Origin of the sequence: Haloterrigena salifodinae (genome assembly GCF_003977755.1) — an archaeon.
Taxonomy (GTDB): domain Archaea; phylum Halobacteriota; class Halobacteria; order Halobacteriales; family Natrialbaceae; genus Haloterrigena; species Haloterrigena salifodinae.
Window position 1 is genome coordinate 1,101,164 of record NZ_RQWN01000002.1, and the last position, 15,754, is coordinate 1,116,917.

The following is a 15,754-nucleotide window of genomic DNA, read 5'->3' on the forward strand; positions in this document are numbered from 1 at the left end:
GACTCCACTCGCGTGCGGAGCGGTCCGCACTGTTCAGGGACACAACTCGCTCGATCGGTAGGCTAGCCGGCCGTTGACCGGTCGGCAAAAGTGACGTTCTTGCTCGAAACGCTATCTTAGTCCTCGCACTCCTCGAGCCACGAGCCGGCCCAGCACTCGATCTCGTCGAAGACCGGTTCCAGGGACTCGCCCTTGGCGGTCAGGCTGTAGTAGGTCGCGATCGGGGCATCCTCCTCGAGACGGCGTTCGACGAACCCCATCTCGCCTAAGTCGTCGAGCACGCGCGAGAGGGTGCGGGCGTTCGCGCCGGTCGAGCGCTTGAGTTCGTTGAACCGCTGTTCGCCGGAGAGCAGTTCGTGGAGGACCGCGAGCCGCCACTGGGAGCCGATCTGTTCGAGCGATTCGATGACCGGGCAGGCATTGGGACCGTCGGTCTCGGGCGTCTCGTCGCGGGGTTGGGTTTGGGGCGAAGACATTCGCGTCGACTTTCGGCGCGGACCGCTTTAGCAGTTCGGGTTCGAACCAGCTAACACGACGTTAGTAGCTTCGGCGAGTGCACTCCACTGCCGGTGCCACCTGAAGAGATTATCCCGCTCGATCACTGAGGACCGATATGCAGTGGTGCGACCAGCCGACGAGACCGACCGGGAGTGAGGGCGTGAGGATCCGCGCCCGAACCACGGAGGCGGAAGTAGCGTGACCGACGACCCCCTCCCGGCCGAACACCTCTCGCCGCTCGCCGCGCTCGTCGACGAGGTACTCGCGGGCGTCGGCTACGAGGTGGCGGCCGCCACCGACGTCATCGACGACGCCGTCCCCGGCTACGGCGGTCTCTTCGACCCCGAGACCTCCCCGGACGAGCTACGTTCTGCGCTCGAAAGCCTGCTAGAGTCGGGACTCACCCGGCCACCCGTCCCCGAGTCGACGAGCGACGCGTTCGTCCTCTACGTCGACGGCAGTTCCCGCGGCAATCCCGGACCCGCAGGTGCGGGCGCCGTCATCATGGACGCTACGGAGGACCAACTCGCCCGTCTCGGCCGCCCCGTCGGCTCCCGGACGGGGAACAACACCGCCGAATACGTCGCTCTCCAACTCGGGCTCTCCGAACTGTTGGCTCGCTACGAGCCGCGCAGAGTGGAAGTGCGCATCGATTCGATGACGGTCATCCGAGACGTCTGGGGTGGCGACGACCCGACGGAACCGGGCGTCGAGGGGTACAGCGAGGCCGTCGCGGCGGCGCTGGCGAGCGTTCCGGAACACCGGTACACGCACCTGGCCGACAGCGACCCGAACCCCGCCGACGCGCTGGCGACGGTGGGCGCCGATATCGCGGCCTTCGGACCGGGATAGGAGCGGTACGCCGCTTACAATTCGGCACGCGATTCGCGGCGGCTATCGGTGAGATCCAATCCCGCTCCGTCACCGACTCGACCTCTACCGATTGGTCACTCCTCGTTCGATTCGGCGACGCGCTCCTCGAGCAATTCCTCGAGTCGCTCGAGTGCGCGCAGACAGACGGGCGCGTAGCCGGTCGCAGTCGGGGGAAGTTCGAAGGCGATCCGACAGCGGTTCGCGCCGAGGTCGTCGACGCGGTGGTCGGCACCCGGCAGTTTGAGAACGCGCCAGCTCCAGCGCCGTTCCGCGGGGACGTACGCCGTGATGCGAAACGGGACCCACGCGCCGGGGATCCGAACGCGACCGCTCGTGTCGAGTCGGAGCCGTCGCTCGGTCGCCTCGACGCCGGTCACGAGAGGCGACCACTCCGGCCAGCGGGCGGTATCCACGAGCAGGTCCCACGCCTCGGCCGGGGGTGCGTCGACGACGTGCGAGACCTCGAGTCGCCGACCGTCGGGTGTTCGCGTCCGCCGGAGACGAGTCATCGTACGCGACGGTACGGCGGCCTCGGCAATGGGGTTTGCCCGGGACCTTCAGGGGCCACTAGACTTTACTGGGGTGGCTCCCTCCCTCGGGTAACGAATGGCGATACTCGAAGTCGACTCCCTCCGCAAAGAGTACGGCGGCTTCACGGCCGTCGAAGGCAGCTCTTTTTCAGTCGAGCGCGGCGAGGTGTTCGGCGTCGTCGGCCCCAACGGCGCGGGCAAGACGACGACGCTGAAGATGCTCGCCGGGCTCATCGAACCGACCGCCGGCGCCGCCGCCGTCGCCGGCCACATCCCCGGCGAACCCGCGATGCAGCGCCGACTCGGCTTTCTCCCCGAGGAGTCTCCCCTCTACGAGGAGATGACCGCGAACGGCTACCTCGAGTTCTTCGCGGACCTCTATGACGTCCCCGCCGAGGCCGCCCGCGAACGGATCGATCGCACGCTCGAGCGCCTCGATCTGGAACACCGGGATCGACGCCTCGGCAACATGTCGAAGGGGATGAAACGGAAGGTCGCGATCGCGCGGGCGCTGGTCAACGATCCCGACGTGCTCATCTTCGACGAACCCGCATCGGGGCTCGACCCCCTCACGACGAACTACATCATCGAGTTCACGCGCGAGCTGAGCGATGAGGGGAAGACGATCATCTTCAGCGCGCACAACCTCTTTCACGTCGAGAGCGTCTGCGACCGGATCGTCATCATGAACGACGGGCGGATCGTCGCCCGCGGGACCGTCGACGAGATCCGCGACGCCTACGGCGGCACGGAGTACCGCGTCTACGCGACCGTTGACGCCGGCGGCGACCCCGCTGTGGGCGAACCGGTCGACGACCGTCGCGACGGCGACACGGCGACCGAGTTCTGCCACGTCGTCGGCGATATGGCCGCCGTCGAGGCCGTCCGCGAGACCGTCGAGGGCGAGGGCGGTCGCGTGACCGATATCCAGACGAAGACGCCCAGCCTGGAAGAGATTTTCCTCGAGGTCGCCAGCGAACCGGCCGAGGATGGCGACGGTCTCGCGAGCGGCCGCCCCGACCGGCGAACCGAAATGGACGCCGCGGAGCGAACGGACGAGGGTGAGCCGACCGAGGACGCGGCGGAGGCGGAGACGTGAGCGACGAGACCGACCAGAATCCGGACCGTCGGTCGCGGCGTCGCCGACTCCGCGGCGCACTGGCGAGGACGGCTCGGATCTCCCGCTGGGAGGTCTCCCGGAGCGCGGGCACCGTCGATCGGAAGACGGTGCTCGTGCTGGCGGCGCTGGCGCTCGTCGTCGGCCTCGTGGGCGTTTCGGCCGCCGGCGAAGGGGTCGGCCTTGAGGACGAAATCTACGTCGTCGCGGTCGACGAGGACAGCAAGTACCACGACGTCGCCGTCGAGAGCGAGGCGTTCAGACCGATGCCACTCGACGAACTCGTGGTCGAGAGCGGCGACGAGGCCAACGCCGACGTGGTGGTGACGCGAAACGGCGAGCTCGCCCGCTACGGACCCCACGGAGAGGCCGCCCACGACGCGTTCGTCGAGGCGATCGACGCGTACAACGAGGAGCGCTTCCGCCAAGAGGCCAACGAGACGGCGGCCTACCCGGTCCACGTCGAACTCGACTACCAGGAGCGCAATTTCGACCGGACGAGCGAACAGGGCGAACGTGGTGGACCGTCGAACGGCGATTCTGACGGCGGGACCGGAACCGGTCCGGCCGAGAACGGAACCGGCGACGACTCGACGGCTGACGGAACCGGTGGCGAGGGCTCGAGCGACGACGGATCCGGCGACGCCACCAGTGGAAGCACCGACGGGACCGATCGGAACGACGGGGCTACCGATGACGGAGACGGCCGACTGCAGGTGCCGAACATCGGCGGCGCCGGCGGCGCAGTCGACGGAACTGTCGGGCCGCCAGGATCGATCTCACCGCCGTTTCCCTTCCAGTCGCTGCTGCTCGCGTTCCTGTTTGTCGTCCCGATGAACTTCGTCATCCAGGCCTACGGGAGCACGATCATGGACGAGCGGGTCAAGCGACGCGGCGAACTGCTGCTCGTCTCGCCGGCCTCGAGGCGCGAGATCGTCGCGGGGAAGACGCTACCGTATCTGCTGGGGCTGGTCGCCATCGCGGTCGGGATCACCGTCGCGGTCCGGGGTGGCCTCCTCTCGGTCGCCGCGGCGATCCCGATCGCGCTGCTGTTTCTCGCGGCGACGTTCGCCGGCGCGATGCTCGCCCGCTCGTACAAGGAGCTGACGTTCGTGACGGTCACGATCAGCGTCTTCCTCACGACGTACACGTTCATTCCGGCGGTGTTCACCGACGTAAACCCGATCGCGCTGATCTCGCCGCTGACGCTGATCGTGACGGATCTGCAGGGCGAGTCGGTCTCCCTCGGTGAGTACGTCTTCTCGACCGGGCCGTTCTACTGCAGCGCCGCGGTCTGTTTCCTGCTCGGGATCGGCGTCTACCGCGAGGAGGACATGTTTGCCCAGAAGGCGCTCCCGGCGAAGGTGCTCGACGCGATCGCGAGCCGCCTCCATAGCTATCGGAGCGTGGCCATCCTGACGATCCTGTTCATCCCCTTCGTCTTCGCCGGCCAGTTGCTCGCTGTGGCCCTGCTGTTCGCCGTCCCAGAGCAACTCGCCGTGCCGCTCATCGTCGTCCTCGCGGCGGCTATCGAGGAGGTCGCCAAGAGCGTCCACGTCTATGCCGGCTTCGTCCGCTCGCGGTTCGAGGCCTCCCTTCGCGTCGCCGCCGTCCTCGGCGTCTGCTCCGGCGCCGGCTTCTTCCTCGGCGAGAAGGTCACACACATCGTCCAGTTCGTCGGCCTCCCCGAGTTGACCGTCGGCGCCGCCGCCTTCGGTCCCGAGCTCTCGGGCGATCCGCTGCTGGCCGCGGCGGTCTTCCTCGCGCCGCTGGTCTTGCACGTCGTGACGGCCGTGATCTCGGCGATCGGCGCGAGTCGCAGTCGGATCGACTACGCGCTCACCGTCGTTCTGGCGACACTCGTTCACGCGATCTACAACGTGGGGGTGATCGCCCTTGTCGCGTGATCGCTCGAGCGACGACTCAACGCCGGTCCGACGCGGACCGAACCCGCCTGAACCGGCCGACGGCGGCGACTCCCGGTTATCCCTGCCGTTCGGCCCGCGCTGGGCCGTGGCCCGCCGCGAACTCGGGTCGCTGCGCTCCGAGAAGACGATCGTCCTCGCGCTGGCGATCCAGCTGGTCATCGCGGCCTTCTCCTCGTTTCTGGTCGTCGGGCTCGTCTCGCTGTACGATCCGGGCTCCGTCGACGACTACGACAATCGGGTCGCGATCACCGGTGCCGACGAAGCCGATATCGAACGGCTCAGCCAGCTCGCCACCGAACAGGACGGCCTCGAGCCGACGGCCGCCGAGTCCAGAGCCGACGCGTTCGCGGCCTTCGACGAGGGGCAGGTCGCGGCCGTCCTCGAGGTGACCAGGGACACAGACGGGCGACTGGTCGTCGACGCGACCGTTCCCGACGGGGGGCTGGAGACGACGCTGCTGATCGTCCAGCTCCAGGAGCTCCTCGAGACCCTCGAGCACGAGGAGCGACTCGCCAACGCCGACGCCCTGGAGGCGCCGCCGCTCGACGTCCCCGACGAGGTTGGCGCGAGCCCGTACCTCGAGTTCACCTACACGATCCTCGTCCCGCTGTTGCTGTTCCTGCCGGTGTTCATCAGCGGCTCGATCGTCGTCGACTCGCTGATCGAGGAGCGATCCCGCGGGACGCTGGAGCTGCTCCGAGTCAGTCCGCTCTCGCTCGTGGACGTGGCCGACGCGAAGCTTCTGACGATCGCCGCGCTGGCGCCGCTACAGGCGGTCGCCTGGCTGCTTCTTCTCGCGTTCAACGGGACGGTGATCGCCGCGCCGGCGGCGCTGATCGTTCTGGTCGCGGCGTTGGCGCTCGCCGTCACCGCGGCCGGGGCGGGCGTCGCGCTCGTCGCCCCCGACAGGCGACAGGCCCAACTCGCCTACTCCGGCGGGATCGTCGGCGCGCTGGTGCTGGCCACGTTGCTCCCCGAGCACCCGGCCAACACCGTCGCCAAGTTCGCCATCGGCAGCGCCACGGCGACGACGTGGCTGTCGCTGGCGACCTACTGTCTCGTCGCGGTCGGCGGCTGTCTCGCGGTCAGGGCCGGTATCGAGCGGCTGAACACGGACTCGCTCTGACCGTCTGTCGCCACGGCTCCGGCTCTCGGCGCGGTTCCGAATCCGGTTCCGATTCGCGCGGCAACCCGGCTATTGGCCGTGACGTCCGACGAAAAAACGATGAAACCGAACGGAAACGGCGATGGTGGCGTCCGGTTCAGTCGGAGCGACTGAACACGCGCTTGATCCGCGAGACGATCGCACTAAAATAACGTGAATCTAACCTGTGGCCCGCCGTGATGGTCGTCCCGGCGACCGTCAATTGCCCCGGTACGTACTGTTTTTTCGCCGGCGGCCGTTCGCCCGGTATGGAGTACACGACGCTCGGTTCGACCGGCATGGAAGTCAGTCGCCTCTGTCTGGGCTGTATGAGCTTCGGCTCGAGCGACTGGCGCGAGTGGGTCTTAGACGACGAGGAGAGCACGGAAATCATCGATCGGGCGATCGACCTCGGGATCAACTTCTTCGACACGGCGAATATGTACTCGAAGGGCGAGTCCGAGCGAATCCTCGGCGAGGCCCTCGAGGGCTACCGGGAGGAGTCGGTCGTCGCGACGAAGGGCTACTTCCAGATGCGCGAGGACGATCCGAACTCGGGCGGCCTCTCCCGGAAGGCGATCGAGCAGGAACTGGAAGCGAGCCGCGAACGCCTGGGGATGGACACGATCGACCTCTACCAGATCCATCGCTGGGACGACGACACGCCGATCGAGACGACGATGCGGGCGCTGGACGACGCCGTCCGCCGGGGTCACGTTCGCTATCTCGGCGCCTCCTCGATGTGGGCCCACCAGTTCGCCGAGTCGCTCCAGACGAGCGATCGGCTGGGCCTCGAGCGGTTCGTCACGATGCAGAACCACTACAACCTCGTCTACCGCGAGGAAGAGCGAGAGATGCTGCCCCTCTGCAAGACGGAAGACGTCGGCGTCGTCCCGTGGTCGCCGCTGGCGCGGGGCTACCTCACCCGACCCCACGAGGAGATCGACGCGACGACCCGCGGCGAGAACGAGGAGCACCTGTACGATCACCCCTACCGCGAGGGCGGCGGCCGGGAGATCAACGAGCGCGTCGCCGAAATCGCCGCCGACAAGGGCGCGACGATGGCCCAGATCAGCCTCGCGTGGCTGCTCCACAAGGACTGGGTCGACGCCCCCATCGTCGGGACGACAAGCGTCGAACACCTAGAGCAGGCCGTCGAAGCGCTCGAGATCGATCTCTCCGCATCCGATATCGCCTACCTCGAGGAACCGTACGAACCGGTGCCGGTGTCGGGCCACAGCTGAGGCTGTGACTGGGAGGACGATGCCATCTCGGGTTCACGGAATCTCCGCGACGGCCTCGTGCAGTTCGTCCCCGGTCCGCCACTCGTACAGCCGCCCCTCGGATTCGAACAGCTCGAAGACGCCGTCCTCCATCCAGCCGTAGGGGTGGTGTGCCTCGGGGTACTCGCGCTTGAGCACGTGGGTTTTCTCGAAGTACTCCTCGGTGCCCGCGAGCAGCCCCTGTTCGACGAGGAAGCCGCTGGGCTCGTTCTCGGCGACGCCAACGACGTGGCTCACGAGGTCCGCGAGCAGGCAGAACTTCGCGATGCCGTTCTCCCAGTCGCCGCGGACGTCGCTCATAAGAAACGCGTAGGCGTCGTCGCGCCGGTTGAGGCGGTTGACGACGAGATCCAGCCGGCCCATCGGTCCGGGATCGTAGTTCCCGAGGACGAAATACGAGCGCTCGGTCTCGTAGATCGGCGTCAGATCGCTCAGCGCGCGGAGCAGTTCCTCGTTGTCCGCGAGCGAGCGCTCCTCGACCTCGAGGCGCTCCGTCGCGCTCGTGAGCACTGCCTCGGGAACGGGCGGCGACTCGTCGGTCATACCCCACGGTTCAAAGGAGACGACAATAGGGTTTGCTCCACGGTTTCCGTTTCCGAAACGCGACTGGCCCCTTGAGAGCACCCGTGGGAAAACACTCCAGAGTAGTTTACTCCAGAGTAAACTACTTTGCGGAGGGGTCCGTAGGGCCTTGCATGAGTACCGACGTGGGCGCGGCCGACGGGGCAGCGGGGCGCGAACTCCTCCACTTCGTCACCCAGGAGACCCGGTTCGCGATCGTCGCCAACATCCTTCAACACCCCGAGGGGCTGCCCTCGATGTATGAACTCGAGGAGCTGAATCCCAGCGTCAGCGACGCGACCGTCTACAAACACGTCCAGAAGCTGATCGACGCCGGGATCGTCGAGGCGGTCGCGCTGCCCGACGACGAGCGCCGGCAGGGCTATCCCTGGAAGTTCTACGGCCTGACCGACGAGGGCCGGGCGTTCCTCGAGCGACACAACCTGCTGCAGGCCGAGGCGACGCTCGAGCGGATTTACGGAACGATTTCCGATAAATCCGAGAAGATGGTCAAATACGAGAACGCGCCGCGTCCCAACCGAAACTGAGTCCAGACTCGAGTTCGGGTCGTTTCTCTCGTTACCCCTCAGCCGCTGTCTCCGCCAGCACGGTTTCCAGCGCGTCGATCTGTTCGGGGAGCCGGTCTCTGTACGCCTCGGCGCGCTCGCGCCCTCGCTCCGCGAACCCCTCGTAGACGTCCGGATCGTCGAGTTTTTCGATCGCTTCGGCCCAGGCGTCCGGATCGGTGTACTCGTCGACGAGCAGGCCCGCGCCGCTGCAGGCCTCCGGTAGCCCGCCGCGGTGGCTCGCGACGACTGGAATGCCGTTCCACATCGCCTCGAGAACGACGCGGCCGAACGCCTCCGCCCAGACAGACGGGACCAGCAGCACGCCCGTCTTCGCGTAGACCTCCAGAATCCCCGGCTCGCTCGTGAACGCGACGTTCTCGAGGTCGTCGAACGCCACGTCGGTCGGGCCACGCTCCAGGATCTCCGCCTCGGGAACGTCGGACGGGGCGCCGTGGAACGTGCTGCCCTGGAGGTGCAGCGCCTCGACGTCCCAGCTGAAGTCGTCGTTTCGGAAACTGTACCAGCCACCCTTCGCCAGGAACTCCCGGTCGGGGAACCGCTCGGCGACCGCTCGGAAGGTGTGCCCGCCCTTCATGTCGATCGGATTGATCATTGAGATCCGATCCGACGGTCCCTCCGGCGCGGTGTAAAAATCGAAGTCGATGTGCGGGTAGACGAGCGTCGAGTCGCGCCCCCAGACGCTCGTGATCCACTGCTGGGTGTACCGCGAGTTCGCGACGAACCGCGTCGGCGAGAGGTCGGCGACGACTTCCTCCGTCGCGTGGGTCGTCGTCAGCGAGAGAACGGTCGGGACACCGTGCTCCGCGGCCGCCTCGAGCGCGATATCGGCCCAGAGGTCTTGTACGAGCGCGACGTCGTACTCCCCGTCCGTTAGCCGTGCCGCGATTTCGTCGCGCGGCTCGAAGCCGGACAGTTCCGTGATCTCGATCCCGTCCTCGACGCGCGAGGCGTCCGATTCGCCGTGGCAAATGACGTCGATATCGACGCCCCGTTGGCGAAGTTCGTCGATCCACTTGTCAACCGTGTTCGCCGCGCCGCCGATCGAACTGATCGGGTTCGACGCGCTGATGTATGCTATCTTCATGCTATCGGGGGCCGAAGTAAACGGCGAACGCGAATAGGACGTTCCCTCAGCCGTCCGGCAGTTTATAACCCCTCGAGAGTCCATGCTGGAGCGGCCACTCAGCTCATGAACAGCCGCCGCCCCGCGCGCTCGTGGCACATCCCCATGATCTCGGCCAGCGGCGCGAACGAAACCATCGCTTCCGGCTCGTCGTCGACGTGGCGCTCGCAGACCGCGGCGATCACGGGCTCGAGGGCCGCGAGCACCGACTGGATCTCCGTGTGACCGAACCGGCCGAGCCGTTGGGCCGCGCCCAGCAACCCTGTCACGAACGCGTGGGCGTGGGCCAGGCAGGCCTCGCGTCGCGAGAGCCCCCGCGCCTGCGCGACGACGCCGAAGGCGACCGGGTAGTGGCCCGGGGTCTCGTCGGCCGCGACGGCATCGGCGACGGCCGACTCGAGGTCGGATACGTCGGACTCGGTTTCGTCAGAACCCTCGGCGCCGTCCTTGGTATCGGTCTCGGCCAGTAGCTCGCAGAGCTTCGCCCCGGCTTTCGTCGAACTCTCGCGGAACTCGCGAGGCATGGTTACCGCGTGAAGGCGTTCGTCGACCGCCAGCAGCGCCTCGACGTCCCCTGCCGCGCTCGCTGCGTGGGCGTTGGCCAGCGCCACGGTCTCGCAGGGGCCGACCACGCGTCGGAGGTAGGCCGCGATCAACTCCCGCAGATCGTCGCCGTCTTCGATCCGGTCTTCGTTTATGTACTGCTCGAGGCCGTAGGAGGCCGTGTATCCGCCGACCGGCAGGAACGAGTCCGAGAGCCGAAGTGCGGATAGGAACGCGCTCGCATCTGCACTCGAATCCGGTGTCCGGTCCGAGTCCGCGTTCGGTTCCGGAGACTCCGGCTCCGTGTTCCGTTCAGTGGTCATGGTCGTATTCGTGAGAGTGACCATTGCCGTGTTCGGCGGAGTCGTGACCCTGTCCGTCATGCCCGTGAGTATGCCCGCCGTGTTCGTGGGTGTGGCCGTGGTCGTGATCCCCCTCGTGGCCGTGATCGACGCCGCGAGCGCCGGCGTCGTCGATATCCGTCACGAACAGGTCCGCCTCGACGGTCGTCTCCCACACCTCCGAGCCCGGGACGACGTCGGCGACGACGCGCTCGACGATGTGGCGGTCGGCCTCGAGCGGAACATAGACCGTCCCGCCTTCGACCGCCAGATCCCAGTGCTGGTTGCCGATGCGGTGGCCGAGTTCGACCGCGGCCTCGAGCGCCTCGTCGGTCGCGTCGGGCAGCGAGACGGCCAGCACGTCCCGCGGTTCGAAGGCGACGACGATCATCCGATCGTCCTCGACCAGCAGCACGTCGCCGGCCGAGACCGCGGCCGTGTCGACGATAACGCCGACGTCCGTCCCGGCGTCGGTCGTCGCGCGGAACCGCGAGCGCCGCCGCTCGTCCGCGTCGATGACGACGCGCTCGAGGGTCCCGCGCTCGTCGTGCTCCGCACGTAACGCGGCCAGTTCGTCGTCGGCGTGGACGTTGCCGACGACGCCGTCGATGCGCTCCATCAGTACCGCCGGTCGGCAGGTGCGCCGACCCCCAGTAGCCGCCGTCTGGTTTCGTCCCATGCGGCCCGCAGCGTCTCGGTCACGTCGGCCTCGCGGTCGCCGAGAATGCGAACGATCGCGCCGGCCTCATGCGGAAGTGTGGAGACGCCCGCTTCGACGCCGTCGCGGTCCGAGAGCCGCTCGTGGATGCCCTCGATCAGCGACTCGAGGGTGGCCGGTTCCGGGTCGGTCTCCGGAGCGGCAGCGGTCGCCCCCGCGATCTCGTCGCTCGAGGCGGGCGCGAAGACGTACAGCGAGCCGACGACGCCGTACTCGCCGACGCTGGCCGGATCGCGCGGCTCGCGCTCGCTCGGCCGGAGATCGACGGCGTCAGCACAGACCAGTCGACCGTCGCGTTCGGCCTCGACGCGCGCGTGGTAGTGGTCGAACCCGAACGGCTCGTGGTCGGTCAACCCGTCCGGGACCAGCACGTCCGCGACGACGACGCAGGCGTCGTCGGCGAGGGCGACGTCGATCGTCTGGAGACACCGCGCGTCCTCGTTGACGATCGTCGGACCCGGCACGTACTCGAGGTAACTCCCCGATTCCGCTCGGAGCGAGGCATCGAGGTGGGCGTAGTTGGCGTCCATGCTGTGAACCTTCGTCGCGCTCTGTGTCGTCACGTGCGCGCGAGCCCCCTCGCGGGTTTCGATCCACAGCCGGTGGCGGTCGCCCTGTGCCACGCCGCCGGTGGGTTCCTGCGCGAGGAGGGTCGTCAGCCCCGGCGCCGGATCGGTCTCGAGGGTGCCCGTCAGGTGGTAGGGGACCTTCACGCGATCGCGGATCAGCCGAGTCGGACCGTCGTCCCGCCGGGCGAACGCCGCCTCGAGCAGCCCGTTCTTCCCCGGGCCGCCGGCCGGTGCCTGCGCGAGCGACTCGTCGGCGTAGCCCTCGAAAGCCGGCGGCAGGGACGTCCCCTCGTCCGGCATCGAAGAGCGCCCCGCGCTCACGCGAACAGCACCTCCCGCTCGACGTGCTCGAGCACCGCGTCGACCCCCTCGGCGTCCTTGCAGTTGGTGAAGACGAAGGGGTCGTCGCCGCGCACCTCGCTGGCGTCCGCTTCGATCACGTCCAGATCGGCGTCGACGTGGGGCGCGAGATCAGTTTTGTTGACGACCAGCAAATCGGCCTGCGTGACGCCGGGCCCTCGCTTGCGCGGGATGTCCTCGCCCTCGGCGACCGAGATGACGAACAGGAAGTAGTCGGCCAGTTCGGGGTTGAACGTCGCGGCGAGGTTGTCGCCGCCGCTCTCGATCAGGACGACGTCCAGTTCGGGATGGCGCTCGGTGAACTCGTCGATGGCGGCGAGGTTCATCGACGGGTCCTCGCGGATACCGGTGTGCGGACAGGCGCCCGTTTCGACGCCTTCGACGAGGTCCGCGGGCAGCAGATCGGCAAACGACTCCCGGAAGACGTCGGCGTCCTCCTGGGTCATGATGTCGTTGGCGATGACGCCGACCTCGTAGTCGCGCTCGACGAGTTCCGGCACGAGTCGCTTGACCAAGGCCGTCTTCCCGGAACCGACGGGACCGCCGAGGCCGACCTTCGCGACGTCTCGGTACCCCATTATTCCACCTCCCCCTCGAGGTCCTCGCCGGGGTCCGGATCGACCGTCTCGAGTTGCTCGGGGCCGTCGGCTCGGATCGGGTCGTGGATCGTCACGAGCTTGGTGCCGTCGGGGAAGACGGGTTCGATCTGGATCATGTCGACCATCTCGGGGACGCCGTCCATCACGTCCTCGCGAGTCAGTAGTTGGGTCGCCTCCGAGCGGATCTGCGAGACGGACTTACCCTCGCGAGCGGCCTCGCAGGCCCAGTCGGAGATGTAGGCGACCGTTTCGGGGTGGTTGAGCTTCACGCCGCGGTCCTTGCGTCGTCGGGCGAGTTCCGCGGCCATGAACACCGTGAGCCGTTCCATCTCCTTCGGCGAGAGGTTCATCCCCATCGGCCCACCTCCGTCGGGCGGCTCGAGAGCGGACGTGTTGGTCGAGATCGCGGTTGCGTCGCCGGTATGGTCGGAATCGTCGTCAGGGTCGAGGCTGTGTCTTCGGAATCCATATTCAGAGCAGGTATCGCTGTGCGAGCGGCACTTCCTCGGCTGGGTCGCAGGTAACGTGTTCGCCGTCCACTTCGACCTCGAACGTCTGGGCGTCGATCTCGATGTCGTCCGGACAGTGATCGTTGTGCAGCATGTCGGACTTTCGGACGTCTCGAGTGCCCTCGACGGGGCGGACGGGCGTTTTCAGGTCGTAGGCGTCGCCGACCTCGTTCTCGTCGGCGGCCTCGCTGACGAACGTCACCGAGAGGCCGTGTTTCGCCCGGCCCTGCGCGCCGGCGCGCTCGCGACCGATCACGGGTTCGCAGGTCATCAGCGAGCCGTTGGCCTCGCCCATCTGAGACCAGACCGGGAAGCCGCCCTTGATCACGGCCTTCGGCTTGACGCCGAAGAAGGCCGGATCCCACAGGGCGATGTCGGCGAGTTTGCCGGGCTCGAGCGAGCCGACGTAATCATCGATTCCCGCGGTGATGGCGGGGTTGATCGTGTACTTCGCGACGTACCGTTTGATACGGGCGTTATCGGCGTCGGTTCCCTCGTCGGCCTCGAGCGGGCCGCGCTGAGCCTTCATCTTATGGGCGGTCTGCCACGTGCGGCTGATCAGTTCGGCCATCCGCCCCATCGCCTGCGAGTCGGTGGTCATCATCGAGATGGCCCCCGTGTCGTGGAGGACGTCCTCGGCGCCGATCGTCTCGGCGCGGATACGTGACTCGGCGAAGGCTACGTCTTCGGGGATGTCCGGATCGAGGTGGTGACAGACCATCACCATGTCCAGGTGTTCGTCGAACGTGTTCTCGGTGTAGGGCATCGAGGGGTTCGTCGACGACGGCAGCATGTGCTCGTGGCCGATCAACTCGAGGACGTCCGGCGCGTGGCCGCCGCCGGCGCCCTCGATATGGAAGGTGTGGATCGCGCGCCCGTCGATGGCGTCGAAGGTGTGCTCGACGAAGCCCGACTCGTTCAGCGTGTCCGTGTGGATACAGACCTGGACGTCCTCCTCGTCGGCCACCTCGAGACAGGTGTCGATGGCAGCGGGCGTCGACCCCCAGTCCTCGTGGAGCTTCATCCCGCAGGCGCCGGCCTCGATCTGCTCGACGAGCGCCTCGGGCCGGCTGCTGTTGCCCTTCGCGTAGAAGCCGACGTTGACCGGCCAGTCCTCGGCGGCCTGGAGGAACCGCTGGATATTGCGGGGACCGGGGGTACAGGTCGTCGCACCGCCCCCGAAGCCGCCGCCGAGCATCGTCGTGACGCCGGCGCCGAGGGCGTGTTCGACCAGCTGCGGGCTGTTGAAGTGGACGTGAATGTCCAGCGCGCCGGGGGTCGCGATCAGCCCGTCGGCGGGGATAGTGTCGGTGCTCGGCCCGATCACCATGTCGACGCCGTCCATGGTGTCGGGGTTGCCGGCCTTCCCGACGCCGACGATCTTCCCGTCGCGGACGCCGATGTCGCCCTTGCAGATCCCCAGCACGGGATCGATGATCACGACGTTCGTGAAGGCCCAGTCGAGGGTCCCTTCGGCCTGGGTTGTGCCCGACTGCATCCCCATCCCGTCGCGCATCGTCTTCCCGCCGCCGAAGACGGCCTCCTCGCCGGGGACGCCGTAGTCGGTCTCGATCTCCGCGAAGAGATTCGTGTCTCCGAGTCGGAGGTGATCGCCCTCGGTCGCGCCGAACAGTTCCGCGTACTCCTCGCGGGGGAGGTCGCGGCTCATTCGTCGCCCTCCGTTGTTTCGTCGACCGCCGGATCCGCGATGTAGCCGCGCTCTCGAGCGCGCTCCATGGCGCGCGTTTTCACGGCGTCGTCGTCGAGGTCGCCCTCGACGAGGCCGCCCATGCCATAGACGGTGCGGTCGCCGCCGATCGCGACGAGGTCGACCTCGCGTTCGCAGCCGGGTTCGAATCGGACCGCGGTTCCCGCCGGAACGTCGAGTCGCATCCCGTAGGCGGTTTCACGATCGAACGCGAGCCCGGGGTTGATCTCGAAGAAGTGAAAGTGCGAGCCGACCTGCACGGGTCGATCGCCGGTGTTCTCGACGGTCACCGTCGCGGTCTCGCGACCCTCGTTGAGTCGAACCGGCTCCTCGGCCGGGCGCAGTTCGCCCGGGACGAACTCGCTCATCGATCGATCACGTCGGTCCTCGAACCGACAGCCGTGCGAAAACGATAGCTCATCACGACGCCAGATAGGCGGACGAACAACGTAAATAGATCCGTGGATGACAATACTTGCTCAACTAATTTCGAGGTTCTAGCAGAAGGTGCACGAAACCGGATTATACAAACTTCGGTTGATAAATGACCCACAAGGACCGAATATTCGTTCGATTATTCGCTCGCCCACGCGGATCGACACCCGCCTTCGGCGTCGTCCGCGGCACACAGGTCGATCCGCCGTTGCGGTGTCGCCCTACGGTCATCGCCGAGCCGATTCTTCGTCCCCGACCGCCAAACGGCCGCTCGAGTCGTCGTCCCCGATGATCCGCTCGGAACTTGACGAGTCGGCAAAATAAT

General features: G+C 67.2%; 17 protein-coding genes. 6 read left to right on the forward strand and 11 right to left on the reverse strand.

Annotated features, from left to right (window positions below):
* Positions 1-116: 116 nt before the first annotated feature.
* The gene (locus tag EH209_RS14020) at positions 117-476 is read right to left on the reverse strand and encodes a winged helix-turn-helix transcriptional regulator (RefSeq protein WP_126663473.1); all 360 of its coding nucleotides are present in this window, start codon (positions 474-476) and stop codon (positions 117-119) included.
* Between the two features lie 220 nt (positions 477-696).
* Between EH209_RS14020 and EH209_RS14025 the strand changes: the two genes are divergently transcribed.
* Positions 697-1,350: a ribonuclease HI family protein gene (locus EH209_RS14025; protein ID WP_126663474.1), complete on the forward strand. Its 654-nt coding sequence runs from the start codon at positions 697-699 to the stop codon at positions 1,348-1,350.
* 95 nt (positions 1,351-1,445) lie between these two features.
* Here EH209_RS14025 and EH209_RS14030 read toward each other — a convergent pair whose 3' ends face one another.
* Positions 1,446-1,880 (reverse strand): SRPBCC family protein, encoded by a 435-nt coding sequence (locus EH209_RS14030; RefSeq protein WP_126663475.1) that lies wholly within the window; start codon positions 1,878-1,880, stop codon positions 1,446-1,448.
* A 97-nt stretch (positions 1,881-1,977) separates the two neighbouring features.
* On the opposite strand from EH209_RS14030, the gene EH209_RS14035 reads away from it, so the two are divergent.
* From EH209_RS14035 to EH209_RS14050, 4 genes are all read left to right on the forward strand, one after another.
* Positions 1,978-3,000, forward strand: coding sequence for an ABC transporter ATP-binding protein (locus tag EH209_RS14035; RefSeq protein WP_126663476.1), 1,023 nt, complete (start codon positions 1,978-1,980; stop codon positions 2,998-3,000).
* The gene (locus tag EH209_RS14040; RefSeq protein WP_126663477.1) at positions 2,997-4,925 is read left to right on the forward strand and encodes an ABC transporter permease subunit; all 1,929 of its coding nucleotides are present in this window, start codon (positions 2,997-2,999) and stop codon (positions 4,923-4,925) included. Before EH209_RS14035 ends, EH209_RS14040 begins: the two co-directional genes overlap by 4 nt.
* Complete coding sequence (locus EH209_RS14045; protein WP_126663478.1) at positions 4,915-6,072, forward strand: ABC transporter permease; 1,158 nt, start codon at positions 4,915-4,917, stop codon at positions 6,070-6,072. Before EH209_RS14040 ends, EH209_RS14045 begins: the two co-directional genes overlap by 11 nt.
* Positions 6,073-6,359: 287 nt before the next feature.
* Positions 6,360-7,334, forward strand: coding sequence for an aldo/keto reductase (locus tag EH209_RS14050; protein ID WP_126663479.1), 975 nt, complete (start codon positions 6,360-6,362; stop codon positions 7,332-7,334).
* A gap of 33 nt (positions 7,335-7,367) precedes the next feature.
* Here the strand turns inward: EH209_RS14050 and EH209_RS14055 are convergent, their stop codons facing one another.
* A complete protein-coding gene (locus EH209_RS14055) occupies positions 7,368-7,916 on the reverse strand; it encodes a hypothetical protein (RefSeq protein WP_126663480.1) in 549 nt (182 codons plus the stop codon).
* A gap of 152 nt (positions 7,917-8,068) precedes the next feature.
* Here EH209_RS14055 and EH209_RS14060 point away from each other — a divergent pair, with 152 nt between their 5' ends.
* Positions 8,069-8,482 (forward strand): MarR family winged helix-turn-helix transcriptional regulator, encoded by a 414-nt coding sequence (locus EH209_RS14060; protein ID WP_126663481.1) that lies wholly within the window; start codon positions 8,069-8,071, stop codon positions 8,480-8,482.
* A 31-nt stretch (positions 8,483-8,513) separates the two neighbouring features.
* On the opposite strand, the gene EH209_RS14065 is transcribed toward EH209_RS14060, so the two are convergent.
* The 8 genes from EH209_RS14065 to EH209_RS14100 form a co-directional block, all read right to left on the reverse strand.
* Positions 8,514-9,608: a glycosyltransferase family 4 protein gene (locus tag EH209_RS14065; RefSeq protein ID WP_164722048.1), complete on the reverse strand. Its 1,095-nt coding sequence runs from the start codon at positions 9,606-9,608 to the stop codon at positions 8,514-8,516.
* A gap of 98 nt (positions 9,609-9,706) precedes the next feature.
* Positions 9,707-10,513 (reverse strand): urease accessory protein UreF, encoded by an 807-nt coding sequence (locus EH209_RS14070; RefSeq protein WP_249038798.1) that lies wholly within the window; start codon positions 10,511-10,513, stop codon positions 9,707-9,709.
* Positions 10,503-11,150 (reverse strand): urease accessory protein UreE, encoded by a 648-nt coding sequence (ureE, locus tag EH209_RS14075; RefSeq protein ID WP_126663483.1) that lies wholly within the window; start codon positions 11,148-11,150, stop codon positions 10,503-10,505. Before ureE ends, EH209_RS14070 begins: the two co-directional genes overlap by 11 nt.
* Entirely contained in the window at positions 11,150-12,139 is a 990-nt protein-coding gene (locus EH209_RS14080; protein ID WP_249038799.1) for an urease accessory protein UreD, read from the reverse strand. Before EH209_RS14080 ends, ureE begins: the two co-directional genes overlap by 1 nt.
* Complete coding sequence (gene ureG / locus EH209_RS14085; RefSeq protein WP_126663484.1) at positions 12,136-12,756, reverse strand: urease accessory protein UreG; 621 nt, start codon at positions 12,754-12,756, stop codon at positions 12,136-12,138. Before ureG ends, EH209_RS14080 begins: the two co-directional genes overlap by 4 nt.
* Entirely contained in the window at positions 12,756-13,133 is a 378-nt protein-coding gene (locus EH209_RS14090; protein WP_008896817.1) for an urease subunit gamma, read from the reverse strand. The genes ureG and EH209_RS14090 overlap by 1 nt, the downstream gene beginning before the upstream one ends.
* Positions 13,134-13,248: 115 nt before the next feature.
* Positions 13,249-14,955, reverse strand: a complete 1,707-nt coding sequence (ureC, locus tag EH209_RS14095; protein WP_126663485.1) for an urease subunit alpha — start codon at positions 14,953-14,955, stop codon at positions 13,249-13,251.
* Positions 14,952-15,362, reverse strand: coding sequence for an urease subunit beta (locus EH209_RS14100; protein ID WP_126663486.1), 411 nt, complete (start codon positions 15,360-15,362; stop codon positions 14,952-14,954). The genes ureC and EH209_RS14100 overlap by 4 nt, the downstream gene beginning before the upstream one ends.
* Positions 15,363-15,754 lie beyond the last annotated feature (392 nt).